14 protein-coding genes are annotated in these 14,954 nt (G+C 64.4%); 8 read left to right on the top strand and 6 right to left on the bottom strand.

From position 1 onward, the window contains the following. The first annotated feature begins 1 nt into the window (after position 1). Genes dapE through OO258_RS25260 form a run of 3 tightly spaced genes read left to right on the top strand, consistent with a single transcriptional unit; the run spans position 2 to position 2,360 of the window. Positions 2–1,153, top strand: a complete 1,152-nt coding sequence (gene dapE, locus OO258_RS25270) for a succinyl-diaminopimelate desuccinylase (RefSeq protein ID WP_110747017.1) — start codon at positions 2–4, stop codon at positions 1,151–1,153. Next, entirely contained in the window at positions 1,153–1,965 is an 813-nt protein-coding gene (locus tag OO258_RS25265; protein WP_266034083.1) for a putative RNA methyltransferase, read from the top strand. The genes dapE and OO258_RS25265 overlap by 1 nt, the downstream gene beginning before the upstream one ends. Before the next feature lie 17 nt (positions 1,966–1,982). Continuing rightward, positions 1,983–2,360 (top strand): hypothetical protein, encoded by a 378-nt coding sequence (locus OO258_RS25260; protein WP_110747022.1) that lies wholly within the window; start codon positions 1,983–1,985, stop codon positions 2,358–2,360. Between the two features lie 119 nt (positions 2,361–2,479). Here OO258_RS25260 and OO258_RS25255 read toward each other — a convergent pair whose 3' ends face one another. Beyond that, the gene (locus OO258_RS25255) at positions 2,480–2,689 is read right to left on the bottom strand and encodes a cold-shock protein (RefSeq protein ID WP_003252255.1); all 210 of its coding nucleotides are present in this window, start codon (positions 2,687–2,689) and stop codon (positions 2,480–2,482) included. A 233-nt stretch (positions 2,690–2,922) separates the two neighbouring features. Here OO258_RS25255 and plsB point away from each other — a divergent pair, with 233 nt between their 5' ends. The 3 genes from plsB to OO258_RS25240 all read left to right on the top strand — a co-directional run bounded on the left by plsB (position 2,923) and on the right by OO258_RS25240 (position 6,604). Next, entirely contained in the window at positions 2,923–5,409 is a 2,487-nt protein-coding gene (plsB, locus tag OO258_RS25250) for a glycerol-3-phosphate 1-O-acyltransferase PlsB (protein WP_266034078.1), read from the top strand. 76 nt (positions 5,410–5,485) lie between these two features. Continuing rightward, entirely contained in the window at positions 5,486–5,884 is a 399-nt protein-coding gene (locus OO258_RS25245; RefSeq protein ID WP_110747027.1) for a YbaY family lipoprotein, read from the top strand. Between the two features lie 33 nt (positions 5,885–5,917). Then, positions 5,918–6,604: a DUF4197 domain-containing protein gene (locus OO258_RS25240; protein WP_266034074.1), complete on the top strand. Its 687-nt coding sequence runs from the start codon at positions 5,918–5,920 to the stop codon at positions 6,602–6,604. Positions 6,605–6,785: 181 nt separating this feature from the next. Here OO258_RS25240 and OO258_RS25235 read toward each other — a convergent pair whose 3' ends face one another. Both OO258_RS25235 and OO258_RS25230 read right to left on the bottom strand, forming a co-directional pair. After that, positions 6,786–9,851, bottom strand: a complete 3,066-nt coding sequence (locus tag OO258_RS25235) for an efflux RND transporter permease subunit (protein WP_266034070.1) — start codon at positions 9,849–9,851, stop codon at positions 6,786–6,788. Positions 9,852–9,857: 6 nt separating this feature from the next. Further along, positions 9,858–10,958 carry an efflux RND transporter periplasmic adaptor subunit gene (locus OO258_RS25230; RefSeq protein ID WP_266034068.1) on the bottom strand — a complete coding sequence of 367 codons (1,101 nt, stop codon included), beginning with the start codon at positions 10,956–10,958 and terminating at the stop codon, positions 9,858–9,860. A gap of 254 nt (positions 10,959–11,212) precedes the next feature. Between OO258_RS25230 and OO258_RS25225 the strand changes: the two genes are divergently transcribed. Continuing rightward, the gene (locus OO258_RS25225; RefSeq protein ID WP_266034064.1) at positions 11,213–11,854 is read left to right on the top strand and encodes a TetR/AcrR family transcriptional regulator; all 642 of its coding nucleotides are present in this window, start codon (positions 11,213–11,215) and stop codon (positions 11,852–11,854) included. Positions 11,855–11,920: 66 nt separating this feature from the next. Here the strand turns inward: OO258_RS25225 and OO258_RS25220 are convergent, their stop codons facing one another. Continuing rightward, positions 11,921–12,697, bottom strand: coding sequence for a class I SAM-dependent methyltransferase (locus OO258_RS25220; protein ID WP_266034061.1), 777 nt, complete (start codon positions 12,695–12,697; stop codon positions 11,921–11,923). 103 nt (positions 12,698–12,800) lie between these two features. Here OO258_RS25220 and OO258_RS25215 point away from each other — a divergent pair, with 103 nt between their 5' ends. Next, the gene (locus tag OO258_RS25215; protein ID WP_266034059.1) at positions 12,801–13,421 is read left to right on the top strand and encodes an energy transducer TonB; all 621 of its coding nucleotides are present in this window, start codon (positions 12,801–12,803) and stop codon (positions 13,419–13,421) included. A gap of 2 nt (positions 13,422–13,423) precedes the next feature. Here OO258_RS25215 and OO258_RS25210 read toward each other — a convergent pair whose 3' ends face one another. Together OO258_RS25210 and OO258_RS25205 are read right to left on the bottom strand one after the other, a co-directional pair. Next, the gene (locus tag OO258_RS25210) at positions 13,424–14,113 is read right to left on the bottom strand and encodes an extensin family protein (RefSeq protein WP_266034057.1); all 690 of its coding nucleotides are present in this window, start codon (positions 14,111–14,113) and stop codon (positions 13,424–13,426) included. Next, positions 14,113–14,943, bottom strand: a complete 831-nt coding sequence (locus OO258_RS25205) for an isocitrate lyase/PEP mutase family protein (protein WP_266034054.1) — start codon at positions 14,941–14,943, stop codon at positions 14,113–14,115. The genes OO258_RS25210 and OO258_RS25205 overlap by 1 nt, the downstream gene beginning before the upstream one ends. Positions 14,944–14,954: the final 11 nt, after the last annotated feature.

Here is a 14,954-nt window from a genome sequence, read left to right as displayed (position 1 = left end):
CATGACGGCCCCTGCCGAGCTCTCGCCTACCCTTCAACTGGCCTGCGACCTGATCCGTCGCCCCTCGGTCACCCCTGTCGACGCCGATTGCCAGGCGCAGATGATGAACCGTCTGGGCGCCGTCGGTTTTCAGCTGGAGCCGATGCGCATTGAAGACGTCGACAACTTCTGGGCCAGCCACGGCAACCAGGATGGCCCGGTGCTGTGCTTCGCTGGCCACACCGACGTGGTGCCTACCGGCCCGGTACAGCAATGGCAGCACGAGCCGTTCGAGGCCCTGATCGACGCTGACGGCATGCTCTGTGGCCGCGGCGCTGCCGACATGAAAGGCAGCCTGGCCTCGATGGTGATTGCCAGCGAGCGCTTCGTGCAGGACTACCCGAACCACCGCGGCAAGGTGGCCTTCCTGATCACCAGCGACGAAGAAGGTCCGGCCCACCATGGCACCAAGGCCGTTGTCGAGCGTCTGAAAGCCCGCAACGAGCGCCTGGACTGGTGCATTGTCGGCGAGCCTTCCAGCACCACCCTGCTGGGTGACGTGGTGAAAAACGGCCGCCGTGGTTCGCTCGGCGCCAAACTGACCGTGCGCGGCAAGCAGGGCCATGTCGCCTACCCGCACCTGGCGCGCAACCCGATCCACCTGGCCGCCCCGGCCCTGGCCGAGCTGGCTGCCGAGCACTGGGACGAAGGCAATGCGTTTTTCCCGCCAACCAGCTTCCAGATCTCCAACCTCAATTCCGGTACCGGTGCTACCAACGTGGTTCCGGGCGAGCTGACCGCGCTGTTCAACTTCCGCTTCTCTACCGAGTCCACCGTCGAAGGCCTGCAGGCCCGGGTGTCGGCGATTCTCGACAAGCACGAGCTGGACTGGTCGATTGACTGGGCCCTGTCTGGGCTGCCGTTCCTCACCGAACCGGGCGAACTGCTGGACGCGGTGGCAGCCAGTATCAAAGGGGTTACCGGCCGCGAAACCGAGCCCTCGACCAGTGGCGGCACTTCCGATGGCCGCTTCATCGCCACCATGGGTACCCAGGTGGTCGAGTTGGGCCCGGTCAACGCCACCATCCACCAGGTGGATGAACGGATCCTGGCCAGCGACCTCGACCTGCTGACAGAAATCTACTACCAGACCCTGGTCCGGTTGCTCGCCTGATGCTTGCCTGCCCCCTTTGCCAGGCGCCGCTGAGCCGGCTCGACAACGGTGTGGCCTGCCCGGCAGGCCACCGCTTCGACCGCGCCCGCCAGGGTTACCTGAACCTGCTGCCGGTACAGCACAAGAACAGCCGCGACCCGGGTGACAACCAGGCCATGGTCGAGGCTCGCCGCAACTTCCTCGATGGCGGCCATTACGCCCCCGTGGCCCGTCGCCTGGCCGAGCTGGCCGCCGAGCGCCAGCCCGGTGCCTGGCTGGATATTGGCTGCGGCGAGGGTTACTACACCGCGCAACTGGCCGAGGCCCTGCCAAACGCAGAGGGTTACGCCCTGGACATCTCTCGCGAGGCGGTCAAGCGTGCCTGCCGTCGGGCGCCAGAGGTGACCTGGATGGTCGCCAGCATGGCTCGCGTTCCGCTGGCCGACGCCAGTTGCCAGTTCATCGCCAGCGTGTTCAGCCCGCTGGACTGGGCCGAGGCCAAGCGCCTGCTCAGCCCCGGCGGCGGCCTGATGCGCGTTGGCCCGACCAGCGGCCACCTGATGCAACTGCGTGAGGTGCTCTACGATGAAGTGCGCCCTTACGCCGACGACAAGCACCTGGCCCTGGTGCCCGAAGGCATGGCCCATGCCCATAGCGAAACCCTTGAGTTCCGCCTGAGCCTGGCCGCGCCCAAGGCCCGCGCCGACCTGCTGGCCATGACCCCGCACGGCTGGCGCGCCAGCGCAGAAAAACGTGCACGGGTGATCGACCAGCCCGAGCCGTTCGAGGTCACGGTTTCCATGCGTTATGACTATTTCGTGCGCCAAGACTGAGCACACCCGGAGCCCTTATGCGCCAACCTGATATCGAGATCTACCTGAAGGACGCCGACGTCGACCACAAGCAGATTGCCGAGTGGCTCGCCCAGGCAATCGGCCCGTGCAGCGAATGGCAGCAGAAAGGCCATACCTTCAAATGCCTGGCCGGTAACATTCCGGTCACCTGGTTACCGAAGGCTGTAGGGAAATGGAACAGCCTGTACCTGGAAAGCGACCAGACGCCCTGGGACGATGACGTGGCCTGCGCCCGCGCTGCATTCGCCGCACTGGGTGTGGAAGTGCGCTGCGCGCCGGGAGGCTGGGTCGAGGAAGACGGCGAAGAAGATGCCGACCGTTGGGTCCGTATCAGTGCCGACGGTGAAGAGGAAATCACCTGGCGTACTTCCTGAGCGGTATTTTTTGTGGGAGCCCGGCTGGCCGGCGATGCAGGCAGCACGGTGCCCGGCACCGGTTTCGCCGGTAATCGCCGGCAAGCCGGCTCCCTCAACAAACCGTTACATCATGAGGCTCAGAGGCCCACTACGTCTTCGGCTTGCAGGCCTTTCTGGCCCTGCACGCAGGCGTATTCCACGCGCTGCCCTTCGACCAGGGTACGATGCCCCTCACCGCGGATCGCCCGATAGTGGACGAACACATCCGCACCACCTTCGCGCTGAATGAAGCCATAACCCTTGGCATCGTTGAACCACTTTACATTCCCAGTCTCACGAGACGACATCTGAACTACTCCGGATTTTTATTGTGAAAATCGCCTTGTAGGCATGGGGTCACCTGCCCCGCACCAACGCCGCTTGTCGAAATATCCTGCAAGTGGCAGGCCGAGTATATGACACAGAACAAAAAAAATTGATGACGCTCCCGCTGATGGCCGATTTTTGCTGAACTTGCGCACATACGGCAGACTAAATGGCTGGATACCCATCTGAACATCTCACCCAGGGCACACACCCCATGACCCGTTCCCCCCTGCGCCGCATGATCTTCGGCGCCCTGCGTCGCCTGTTGTACCTGTGGGTGCGCTCCGAGACCATCAACCAGTCCTCGATGTCGTTGAACCTGGACCGCAGCCGGCCAGTGTTCTATGCCCTGCCGTCACCGGCGCTCACCGACCTGGCCGTGCTCGACCACGAATGCACCAAGGCCGGGCTGCCACGCCCGGTGCTGCCGGTAGCCGTGGGCCCACTGCAGGAACCCGCCGCGTTCTTCTACCTGACACCCGACCCGGACTGGCTCGGCCGGCAGGACAAAAGCGGCGCGCCGCCCACGCTCGAGCGCCTGGTGGCTGCCGTCAGCCAGCATGCCGAAGAAGATGCGCAGATCATTCCTGTCAGCGTGTTCTGGGGCCAGACCCCGGCCAGTGAGTCCAGCCCGTGGAAGCTGCTGTTCGCCGACAGCTGGGCGGTAACCGGGCGCCTGCGCCGGCTACTGACCGTACTGATCCTGGGGCGCAAGACCCGGGTGCAGTTCTCCGCACCGATTCACCTGCGTGAACTGGTGCAGCACAACAAGGGCCACGAGCGCACCGTGCGCATGGCCCAACGCCTGATGCGCGTGCACTTTCGCAACCTCAAGACCGCCGTCATCGGCCCGGACATCTCGCACCGACGCAACCTGGTCAAAGGGCTGGTCCACGCCCCGCTGGTACGCCAGGCCATCACCGACGAGGCGCAACGCGAGAACCTGCCGCTGGCCAAGGCCGAAGCCCAGGCGCTGCGCTACGGCAATGAAATCGCCTCGGACTACACCTACACCGCCATCCGCTTCCTTGAGGTGGTGCTCAGTTGGTTCTGGAACAAGATCTACGACGGCATCAAGGTCAATCACATCGAACAGGTGCAAGGCATCGCGCCCGGCCACGAAGTGATCTACGTGCCGTGCCACCGCAGCCACATCGACTACCTGCTGCTGTCGTACCTGCTGTTCCGCAACGGGCTCACCCCGCCGCATGTGGCGGCGGGCATCAACCTCAACATGCCGGTGGTGGGCAACCTCCTGCGCCGTGGCGGCGCCTTCTTCATGCGCCGCACGTTCAAGGGCAACCCGCTGTACACCGCAGTGTTCAACGAATACCTGCATACCCTGTACACCAAGGGCTTCCCGGTCGAGTACTTCGTCGAAGGCGGCCGCTCGCGTACTGGGCGCATGCTGCAGCCACGCACCGGGATGCTGGCCATCACCCTGCGTAGCTTCCTGCGCTCGTCGCGCACACCGATCGTGTTCGTCCCGGTGTACATCGGCTACGAGCGGGTGCTCGAAGGCCGCACCTACCTCGGCGAGCTGCGCGGTGCCAGCAAGAAGAAGGAGTCGGTGTTCGACATCTTCAAGGTGTTCGGCGCGCTCAAGCAGCGGTTCGGCCAGGTCTACGTCAACTTCGGCGAACCGATCCGCCTGGCCGGCTTCCTCGACCAGCAGCAGCCCGGCTGGCGTGAACAGGAGCACGGCCCGCAGTACCGCCCGGACTGGCTCAACGCAACCACCACACGCCTGGGCGAGACCGTGGCCCGCCACCTGAACGAGGCGGCGGCGATCAACCCAGTCAACCTGGTGGCAATGGCGCTGCTGTCCACCAGCCGCCTGGCGCTGGACGAGCGCGCCCTGACCCGGGTGCTCGACCTGTACCTGGCCCTGCTGCGTCGCGTGCCCTACTCGCCACACACTACCCTGCCCGAAGGTGACGGCCAGGCGCTGATCGAACACGTGCGCAGCATGAACCTGATAGCCGAACAGAAGGACGCTCTGGGCCGCATCCTGTACCTGGATGAAGGCAATGCGGTGCTGATGACGTATTACCGCAACAACGTGCTGCACATCTTCGCCCTGCCGGCACTGCTGGCCAGTTTTTTCCTCAGCAGCTCGCGCATGAGCCGCGAACTGCTGGGCCAGTATGTGCATGCGTTGTACCCGTACCTGCAGGCCGAGCTGTTCCTGCGCTGGACGCCAGAGCAGCTGGACGACGTCATTGACCAATGGCTGGCTGCACTGGTCGAACAGGGACTGCTGCGCCAGGACAACGACCTGTACGTGCGCCCGGCGCCCAGCTCGCGGCAGTTCGTGCTGCTGACCCTGCTTGCCCGCACCATCACCCAGACCCTGCAGCGTTTCTACATGGCCACTTCGCTGCTGCTCAACAGCGGCCAGAACAGCCTGAGCGCCGAAGAACTGGAAGACCTGTGCGTAATGATGGCCCAGCGCCTGTCGATCCTGCATGGCTTGAACGCGCCGGAGTTCTTCGACAAGACGCTGTTCCGCCACTTCATCCAGACGTTACTCCAGCAAGGCGTGCTGCACACCGACACCCAAGGCAAGCTGGGCTACCACGACAAGCTCGGCGAGCTGGCCGAGGGCGTGGCCAAGCGTGTGCTGTCAGCCGAGTTGCGCCTGTCGATCCGCCAGGTGGCCCTGCACCGGGAAGACGGGCTGGAAACTTCGACCATCTGAGGCTTTATCCGACGGGAAAATCCGCTAAAGTCCCTGGGGTTGGCCACAAGCCGGCTCCAAGGACCACGGAGATTCCATGAAAAAGCTCTTTATGCTGTGTTGCGCATCACTGCTCGCAGCCTGTTCCAGCCAAACCCCTTCCAACCAGGCCAGTCTGGAGGGTGAAGTCTTCTACCTGCAGCGCATCGCCCTGCCACCTGCCGCCACCCTCAGCGTAGCGCTGCAGGACGTATCGCTGATGGACGCCCCGGCGGTAACCCTGGCGCGCCAGGCCGGCCCGGTCAAAGGCAACGTGCCGCTGCCGTTCCACCTCACCTACGACCCGAGCCAGGTCAAGCCCGGCCACCGCTATGCGGTGAGCGCACGCATCGAGCTGGATGGCAAGCTGCTGTTCATCAACACCGAACACCACGCTGTCATGCTCGACGGCAGTGATGCGCAGCCCGTGCGCGTCAAGGTCGACCAGGTTCGCTGATACCCGTATTCATCCGTTTACAAGGAAAGCTTCATGATCCGCACTTCCCTGCGCTTCACCACCCTGTGCGCCGGCTTGCTGCTGTCGGCCAGCGCCTTGGCCCTGTCGCTGGGCGACCTGAGCCAGAAAGACGCCACCGGTGGCTTGAAGGATGCCCTGACCCAAGGCGCTCAACTGGCGGTCAAGCAACTGAGCACCCCCGGTGGCTTCAGCAATAACCCGGACGTGCGCATCGAACTGCCGGGCAACCTGGGCAAGGCAGCCAAGGCGATGAAGATGTTCGGCAAGGGTGAACAGGTCGAAGCCCTGGAAACCAGCATGAACAATGCTGCCGAGGCTGCCGTGCCACAGGCCCAGGCGATTCTGGTGGATGCCGTGAAGAACATGAGCGTGACCGACGCCAAGGGCATCCTCAGCGGCGGTGCCGACTCGGCCACCCAGTACCTGAACAAGAGCAGCCGCGACCAGATCCGCGCCAAGTTCCTGCCAATCGTCAAGCAGGCTACCGACAAGGTTGGCGTGGTCCAGCAGTACAATGCCTTCGCCGCCCAGGCCAAAGGCCTGGGGCTGGTCAAGGATGACGCCAATATCGAGAACTATGTGACCGAAAAAGCGCTGGACGGCCTGTTCGAGATGATCGGCAAGCAAGAGCAGAGCATTCGCCAGAACCCGGCGCAGGCAGCTACCAGCCTCGCCAAGAAGGTCTTCGGCGCCCTCTGATGGCCCAGCGGGCTTGAGGCTGATGCAGTACCTGGGGAAACAACTGGCTTGCTCAATTTCTAGAATCTAGTGCAATCCCTGTGGGAGCGGGCTTGTCCCGCGAACACCGGCGAAGCCGGTGCCATGCACCGTGTTGGATGCTTCGCGGGACAAGCCCGCTCCCACAGGCACCCGCTGGTCTTCAGCCTTTCTTGACCCTGAACCACGCCGCATACAACGCCGGCAGGAACAACAGCGTCAGCGCCGTGGCCACGATCAACCCTCCCATGATCGCCACCGCCATCGGCCCGTAGAACACACTGCGCGACAACGGGATCATCGCCAGCACTGCCGCCAGCGCAGTCAGAACGATCGGGCGGAAGCGCCGCACCGTGGCCTCGATGATCGCCTGCCAACGCTCCATACCCGCCGCAATGTCCTGCTCGATCTGGTCCACCAAAATGACTGAGTTGCGCATGATCATCCCCGCCAGGGCAATGGTGCCGAGCATGGCGACAAAGCCGAACGGCTGGCGGAACACCAGCAGGAACAGGGTCACGCCAATCAGCCCCAGCGGCGCGGTAAGGAACACCATCACCGTGCGCGAGAAGCTGCGCAACTGGATCATCAGCAAGCTCAGCACCACCACGATGAACAATGGCATACCGGCATTCACCGACTTCTGCCCGCGCTCGGAATCTTCAACCGTACCGCCCACTTCCAGCAGGTAGCCGTCCGGCAGCTTGGCACGTATCTCCCGCAGCGTCGGCTCGATCTGTTTCACCAACGTGGCCGGTTGCTCCTTGTCGTAGATATCGGCGCGCACGGTCACCGTCGGCAGGCGGTTGCGGTGCCAGATGATGCCTTCCTCGAAGCCGTACTCCAGGGTCGCTACCTGCGACAGCGCCACGCTCTGGCCGTTATCGGTGGGCAACGCCAGGCTGCCGAGGTTGCCCAGCTCGCTACGCTCCTGCAGCGTACCGCGCAGCAGGATCTCGATCAGCTCGTTGTCCTCGCGGTACTGGCTGACCGTGCTGCCGATCAACGAGCTCTGCAGGAAGCTCGCCAGGTGCGCGGTACTCACCCCCAGCGCGCGGGCACGGTCCTGGTCAATCTCGAGGAACACCGCTTTGCTCGGTTCTTCCCAGTCCAGGTGTACGTTCACCACATGCGGGTTCTCGCGCACCTTGTCAGCCACTTCACGGGCCAGGGCACGGGCTTGTTCGATATGCTCGCCGGTGACCCGGAACTGCACCGGGTAGCCCACGGGCGGGCCGTTTTCCAGGCGGGTAACGCGGGCGCGCAAGTCCGGGAACTGCTGGTCGACGGTGCTGATCAGCCAGCTGCGCAAACGCTCGCGGTCTTCCATCGACTTGGCCAGCACCACGAACTGGGCGAAGCTGGCTGCCGGCAGTTGCTGGTCCAGTGGCAAGTAGAAGCGCGGCGAACCGGTGCCCACATAGGCCACGTAGTTGACGATGCCGTCCTGCTGCTTCAACAGCGCCTCCAGTTGCTTGACCCGCTGGGCGGTATTGGTCAGCGAAGCGCCTTCGCCCAGCTTCAGATCGACCATTAGCTCCGGCCGCCCAGAGGCCGGGAAAAACTGCTGGGGCACGAAGCGGAACAGCAAAATGCTGCCGACAAAAGCGGCAATGGTCAGCAGGATCACCGTTTTACGGCGCCGCACGCACCATTCCACCACCCGCCGGACGCGCTGATAGAACGGCGTGGCGTACGGGTCCGGTGCGTGGCCGTCCTTGCCATGGCGGGCGGCGTGCAGCCTGGCCAGGTCCGGCAGCAGGCGTTCGCCCAGGTAAGGCACGAACACCACGGCCGCGACCCAAGACGTGAGCAAGGCAATGGTCACCACCTGGAAGATCGAACGGGTGTATTCGCCGGTGCTGGAGGCGGCCGTGGCAATTGGCAGAAAGCCTGCCGCGGTGATCAGGGTGCCAGTCAGCATCGGGAAGGCGGTGCTGGTCCAGGCATGGCTGGCCGCCTTCAGGCGGTCGTAGCCCTGCTCCATCTTGATCGCCATCATTTCCACGGCAATGATCGCATCGTCCACCAGCAGGCCCAAGGCCAGCACCAGTGCACCGAGCGAAATCTTGTGCAGGCCGATACCAAAGTAATGCATGGCGGCAAAGGTCATGGCCAGCACCAGCGGGATCGCCAGTGCCACCACCAGGCCGGTGCGCAGGCCCAGCGAGAAGAAGCTCACCAGCAACACGATGACCAGCGCCTCGGCCAGTACCTGGACGAACTCGCCCACACCGGCCTTGACCGCTGCCGGCTGGTCCGAGACCTTGCGCAGCTCCATGCCGGCCGGCAAGTTGTGCGCCAGCCGTTCGAACTCGCCTTCCAGCGCCTTGCCCAGCATCAGGATATCGCCGCCATCCTTCATCGATACCGCCAGGCCAATGGCATCTTCGCCCATGAAGCGCATCCGCGGTGCGGGTGGGTCATTGAAGCCACGGTGCACTTCGGCCACATCGCCGATACGGAAGGTGCGGTCACCCACGCGGATGGGGAACTGGCGAATCTGCTCGACGCTGTCGAAGCGCCCGCTCACCCGCAGTTGCAGGCGCTCGCTAGGGGTTTCGAAGAAGCCGGCTGTGCTGACCGCGTTCTGCTCTTGCAGGGCCTTCTGCACAGCCTCCAGCGGCACACCGAGCGTGGCCAGCTTGAGGTTGGACAGCTCGATCCAGACTTTCTCGTCCTGCAGGCCGATCAGCTCGACCTTGCCCACGTCCTTGACCCGCTGCAGCTGGATCTGGATGCGGTCGGCGTAATCCTTGAGCACCGCATAATCGAAGCCCTCACCGGTCAGCGCGTAGATGTTGCCGAAGGTGGTGCCGAACTCGTCGTTGAAAAACGGCCCCTGGATTTCTGGCGGCAGGGTGTGGCGAATGTCCGCGACCTTTTTGCGGATCTGGTACCACAGTTCGGGGATGTCCTTGGAATGCAGCGAGTCGCGGGCCATGAAGGTGACTTGTGATTCGCCGGGGCGGGAGAACGAGACGATCCTCTCGTACTCGCCGGTTTCCATCAGCTTTTTCTCGATGCGCTCGGTCACCTGGCGTGACACTTCCTCCGCCGTGGCCCCCGGCCAAAGGGTGCGGATGACCATGGCCTTGAAGGTGAACGGCGGGTCTTCGCTCTGGCCCAGCTTGGTGTAGGACATGGCGCCGATGGCCGCCAGCAGGATCATCAGGAACAGGACGATCTGGCGGTTGCGCAGCGCCCAGGCAGAAAGATTGAAACCCATCGGGACTTACTCCTTGGCCGTCAGGTTCACTACACGGTTGCTGCGGTCAACCGGGCGTACCTCCTGGCCCTCCCGCAGTACATGGCCACCCGCGGCAACCACCCAGTCACCCGGGGCCAGGCCCTCGAGCACCGGTACACTGTCGCTGCCATAAGCCCCCAGACGCACCGTCACCCGCTCCAGCCGGCTTTCCTTGCTCACCCGCCAGACGTAGGCCTGACCATTTTCCGCAGTCACTGCCGACAGCGGTACCGCCAGCGGGATCAGCCCATCCTTGGCGATGAACACACGGGCGCTTTGGCCCAATTCAGCCGGTACGGCGGCCGTGGTAAAGGCGATACGCGCCGCGAACGTGCGCGAGCGCGGGTCGGCAGCCGGTGACAGCTCGCGAATGCGCCCCTGGAAACGCGCCTGCGGGTGCGACCACAACTCCACGCTCACCGGTTGGCCCACAGCGAAACGGGCGAACTGCTGCTCCGGCAGGCCGATGGCCACTTCTCGCTCACCATCAGTAGCCAGGGTGAACACGGTTTGCCCGGCGGCAACCACCTGGCCCACTTCAACCTGACGCTTGGCCACCACACCGGCCTGCGGCGCGCGCAGCACGGCATATTCGGCCTGATTGCCGGCCACATCGAACTCCGCTTTGGCCTGCTTCAGCCGGGCAAGGCCGGCGCGGTAGAGGTTTTCGGCGTTGTCGAACTGGGAGTGGCTGACCATTTGCCGTTCCAGCAGCTTCTGGTAGCGATCACGCTCGGCGCGCACCAATGCCAGGTTGGCTTCGGCAGCCGCCAGCTGGGCGCGGTTGGCCTCAAGTTGCAGGCGTACGTCCTGCGGGTCCAGCTCGGCCAGCGGTTGGTCGGCCTTGACCCGCTGCCCCTCCTCCACCAGGCGCTTGCTGACCTTGCCGCCAATGCGGAAGGCCAGCTCCGGCTCGAAGCGCGCGCGCACTTCACCGGGGTAACTGTCGGCAGCGGCTTCGGCAGGCTGCGGCTGCACCACCAGTGCCGGGCGTGGCGCGGCGGGTGGGGCAGCTTCCTGGCCACACGCCGCCAGAAGCAGGGCAGCGGCGGCGGGCAGAGCGATGGACAAGGCATGGCGCAACATGATGAATCCTTTCGCGAAGTGCACATTTAATATTTGTACTGGCTGGTATATTAAATCAGCGCAACGATGTCGGGAAGGGCATGCGCTGGTTTTTCGACGACTTGGCTGGAGCCCTCTGGCGCCTGTGAGATCAGGCGGCGGCTGAACGGCACCGCGCTTGTCGATCAACTGCCCGCTCATAGGCCGCAGGGAAATGTGCGCTGGTGTTTAGCCGGATCGCGGCTGACCCGTTAAGATGGTGATTCTTAAACCAGATGCAGACCACAATGCCCAACGACGCACCCATAGGCCCAGGCCGGCCAAAGGACCTGGCCAAACGCGAGGCGATTCTCGAGGCCGCCAAGGCCCTGTTCCTCAGCCTTGGTTACGCCAACACCAGCATGGATGCGGTCGCTGCGGCGGCAGGTGTTTCAAAACTGACCGTGTACAGTCACTTCACCGACAAGCAGACACTGTTCTGCTCGGCGGTGATGGCCACGTGCCAGATCCAGTTGCCTGACCTGCTGTTCGAGTATCCCGAGGGGGTACCGGTGGAAGAAGTGCTGCTGACCATCGCCCGCAACTTCCAGGCCCTAATCAGCAGTGACGAAGCGGTCAAGCTCAGCCGCCTGATCATGGCCCAGGGCAGCCTGGACCCCAGCTTTGGCGAATACTTCTACGAGGCCGGACCCAAGCGCGTACTGGCTGGGATGGAGGCGCTGCTGCGCGGGGCGCATGAGCGTGGGCTGCTGCGCATCGACAACCCGCTGCGTGCGGCGGAGCACTTCTTCTGCCTGGTCAAGGGGGCGCCGGATTACCGCTTGCTGCTGGGGTGCGCAGCGCCCTTGGAGGGGGACGAGGCCGAGGCGCATGTGCGCGAGGTGGTGGGGGTGTTCTTGCGGGCATTCAAACCCTGATACCTGAATGCCTGTGCGGGCCTCTTTGCGGCTTTGACCGCAAAGGGCCCACACACGCGCCAGAAATCAGGCTTTCAGCGCTTTCTTGGGGTAAATGTCATACCGGCTCGACTTGCCCTCCAGGCTATGGCTTGGCTTTGGCCCGTCGATGATCGGCGCTTTGCGCGGGCGCTTCACCACCACCCGGTGGCTGGCCAGCGCCAGGGCGGCTTCGAGCAGGGCCGGGGCATCCAGGTCGTCACCGACCAAAGGCCGGAACACACGCATTTCCTTTTTCACCAACGCACTCTTGTCGCGGTGCGGGAACATCGGGTCAAGGTAGATCACCTGCGGCGCATCGCCTTCCCAACTGCGCATGCGCTCGATAGCGTTGCCAGTCAGCAGGCGCATGCGCCCGACGATGGGGCCGACCTCATCATCCGTCCGCGCCCGCGCCAAGCCATCTTCCAGCAGCGCGGCAATCAATGGCTGGCGTTCGATCAGGGTCATCTGGCAGCCCAGGCTGGCCAGCACGAACGCATCCTTGCCCAGGCCCGCCGTGGCATCCAGCACCTGCGGCCGTACACCCTGGGCAATGCCCACGGCCTTGGCGATCATCTGCCCGTTGCCGCCGCCAAACTGCCGGCGATGCGCGGCCTGGCCTTCGACGAAGTCCACACGTACCGGCCCCGGAGCCTGCGGGCCCAACTGCTGGATCTGCAAGCCATCAACCCCCACCTGCACGGCAAAGCCAGCGCCCTCGTCCTGCAACGGTAGCGCCAGGCGCTCGGCCCACGCAGCGGCCTGCGCCTCGAATTCAGCCGACAGCGCCTCGACCCGGATACCTGTGCCCTGCTCTTCCATCTTCCACACCTAGAAATTGAACCCAGCCATTAAGGTATCGGCCATGACGGCCGATACAGGCAATATCCCGCTATTCTGCCAGAGCACAACGCGCACGACTGCCATGTCAGATACTCTTCCCATCGGCTTGACCTATTTGTCGCCTGTCGACAACTACAGCCAGCAGAATACCCAGGCACTCGGGGGCGTCAGCCACCTGTGGCAGGATTTCTTTGCCCGGGCCATGGCCGAGCAGCAGGAAGAGCCGGTAGACAGCATCAGCCAGTCGTTCGTGAAGTACGACCAGGACAGCGGCGAACCGATCGGTGGCGCCCGCGCGCTGGCCATGATCGACGCCCAGCGCGCCTGCCCGGTGCACGACACCATCGTGGCGCCGCCCGAACCGTTGTTTCTGCCCAAGGCCGAGCTTGAAGCCAAGCTGCTGCCGCCCGCCCCCGAGCCGTTCAGCGCCATGGAACTGATCGAGCAACAGCGCCAGCTCGACATCAACAACAGCTGGCTGCGCCCGGTGGTGATGAGCCAGGGTCAGCCGATCGCCGAACCCGGCCCTGGCCCTGCTCCGCGCTCGCTGTTCCTGCCCATCGCCGAGCTGGAAAGCAACCTGCTGGACCCGGCCCCGGAACCCTTCGACGACGCCACACTGGCGAAGCAGCAGAATGACCTGGAGTTCGACATCCACTGGGCGCGCCCAGTGGTGCTGAACAACGTGCGCGCGTACGCCTGAGGCTAACGACAGATCTGCCAGCGCCCCATGTCCAGGTGGAAGTGGTTGCGGTGCGCAGCGTTGTAGTCCGGCCCCAGTACCGTGCTGAAGCTCTCGCAAGCCGCCCGCTGTACCCGGCGCAGGAACGCCGCCTTCTGCCCACCCGCCTGCCAGTCACGCGCCAGGACAATCCGCTGCCCGTCCTGCAGGCGAAAGCCGCTGATGTCCAGAGCATTGGCCGTGGCGTGCTGGCTCAAACGGCCCTGCTTGCGGTGGTAGACATTGCGGCAGGCAAAGCTGCCCAGGTGGTCGACCTGCGTCACCGCTTGCCCAAACACGTCCTGGGCCGCCGGCTGCAAGCCATGGTTTTCGAACAGCGCGTAGGCCACCGCCAACGGGCAACTGGCCAGGAAACTGCTGCTGAGGCGCGCCTGGCCGCTTTCGATACGCCATATGTTTTGCAGCGGGCAGTTGGCCGAGGCCGGGCTGTCGGCCTGTGCGCGGTAGCGCAGCTGGCTGGTTTCCAGTGCCTGGCGGCACAGCGCCGGGTCATTGCGCAAGCGCGAAAGCTTGTAAGGCGTCAGCAGGTTGGGCGGCTGGCGTACGTCCAAGGGCGCCCATGGGTTCCACACCGCAGGCAGGCGCCAGCCGAAGTACCATGCCATGCCGGTCGCTAACAGCAGGCCGGCCAGCAGCACCATCGCGCCCCGCATCAGCGGCGGAACAGGTCGTTTAGCTGGGCGAAAGGCAGGGCCTGTTCACCGTAGCCGAACGTACCCTCATCGCGAATTTCCAGCGCCGCCCGCTGGAAGGCCCCCAGTGCAGCACGGGCCAGCGACGAACCGACGCTGATACGACGCACACCCAGGTCCTGCAACTGGTTCACGCTCAGCGGCACACCGGGCATGCCCATCAGCACGTTCACTGGCCGCGGGGCAACGGCCTGCACCACCGCGCGGACTTCTTCGACAGTTCGCAGCCCGGGGGCGTACAGTACATCGGCGCCAGCCTCCGCATAGGCTTGCAGGCGCAGAATGGTGTCGTCCAGGTCCATACGCCCGTGCAGCAGGTTTTCTGCCCGGGCGCACAGGGTGAATGGAAATGGCAGGCCACGCGCGGCCTGGACCGCCGCGCGTACGCGCTCCACCGCCAGGCCAAAGTCATAGATAGGCGCATCGCTCCGGCCACTGGCATCCTCGATGGAACCGCCCACCAGGCCCACTTCCGCAGCGCGTAGGATGGTCTGCGCGCAATTCTCTGGCAGGTCGCCAAAACCGTTCTCCAGGTCTGCAGCGACCGGCAACGGCGTGGCATCCACGATCTCACCGGCATTGTCCAGCGTGTCGTCCAGGCTCAAGGCGCCTTCGGCATCCGGGCGGCCCAGGCTGAAGGCCAGGCCGGCACTGGTGGTGGCCAGCGCCTCGAAGCCGAGGCTGGCCAGCAACTTGGCAGAGCCGGCGTCCCACGGGTTGGGGATGACGAACGCTCCGTCGCGTTCATGTAGAGCCTTGAAGGCTTCGGCTCGCAGGGTTTGCACATCCATGGTCAACCTCC

This window comes from Pseudomonas sp. DCB_BI (assembly GCF_026240995.1).
Lineage (GTDB): Bacteria > Pseudomonadota > Gammaproteobacteria > Pseudomonadales > Pseudomonadaceae > Aquipseudomonas.
This window is presented reverse-complemented; position numbering and strand designations above follow the sequence as displayed.

Bases quoted from the DNA above. Each gene is read 5' to 3' on its own strand.
- dapE (WP_110747017.1), top strand. From the start codon at position 2: ATGACGGCCCCTGCCGAGCTCTCGCCTACCCTTCAACTGGCCTGCGAC.
- OO258_RS25265 (WP_266034083.1), top strand. From the start codon at position 1,153: ATGCTTGCCTGCCCCCTTTGCCAGGCGCCGCTGAGCCGGCTCGACAAC.
- OO258_RS25260 (WP_110747022.1), top strand. From the start codon at position 1,983: ATGCGCCAACCTGATATCGAGATCTACCTGAAGGACGCCGACGTCGAC.
- OO258_RS25255 (WP_003252255.1), bottom strand. From the start codon at position 2,689: ATGTCGTCTCGTGAGACTGGGAATGTAAAGTGGTTCAACGATGCCAAG.
- plsB (WP_266034078.1), top strand. From the start codon at position 2,923: ATGACCCGTTCCCCCCTGCGCCGCATGATCTTCGGCGCCCTGCGTCGC.
- OO258_RS25245 (WP_110747027.1), top strand. From the start codon at position 5,486: ATGAAAAAGCTCTTTATGCTGTGTTGCGCATCACTGCTCGCAGCCTGT.
- OO258_RS25240 (WP_266034074.1), top strand. From the start codon at position 5,918: ATGATCCGCACTTCCCTGCGCTTCACCACCCTGTGCGCCGGCTTGCTG.
- OO258_RS25235 (WP_266034070.1), bottom strand. From the start codon at position 9,851: ATGGGTTTCAATCTTTCTGCCTGGGCGCTGCGCAACCGCCAGATCGTC.
- OO258_RS25230 (WP_266034068.1), bottom strand. From the start codon at position 10,958: ATGTTGCGCCATGCCTTGTCCATCGCTCTGCCCGCCGCCGCTGCCCTG.
- OO258_RS25225 (WP_266034064.1), top strand. From the start codon at position 11,213: ATGCAGACCACAATGCCCAACGACGCACCCATAGGCCCAGGCCGGCCA.
- OO258_RS25220 (WP_266034061.1), bottom strand. From the start codon at position 12,697: ATGGAAGAGCAGGGCACAGGTATCCGGGTCGAGGCGCTGTCGGCTGAA.
- OO258_RS25215 (WP_266034059.1), top strand. From the start codon at position 12,801: ATGTCAGATACTCTTCCCATCGGCTTGACCTATTTGTCGCCTGTCGAC.
- OO258_RS25210 (WP_266034057.1), bottom strand. From the start codon at position 14,113: ATGCGGGGCGCGATGGTGCTGCTGGCCGGCCTGCTGTTAGCGACCGGC.
- OO258_RS25205 (WP_266034054.1), bottom strand. From the start codon at position 14,943: ATGGATGTGCAAACCCTGCGAGCCGAAGCCTTCAAGGCTCTACATGAA.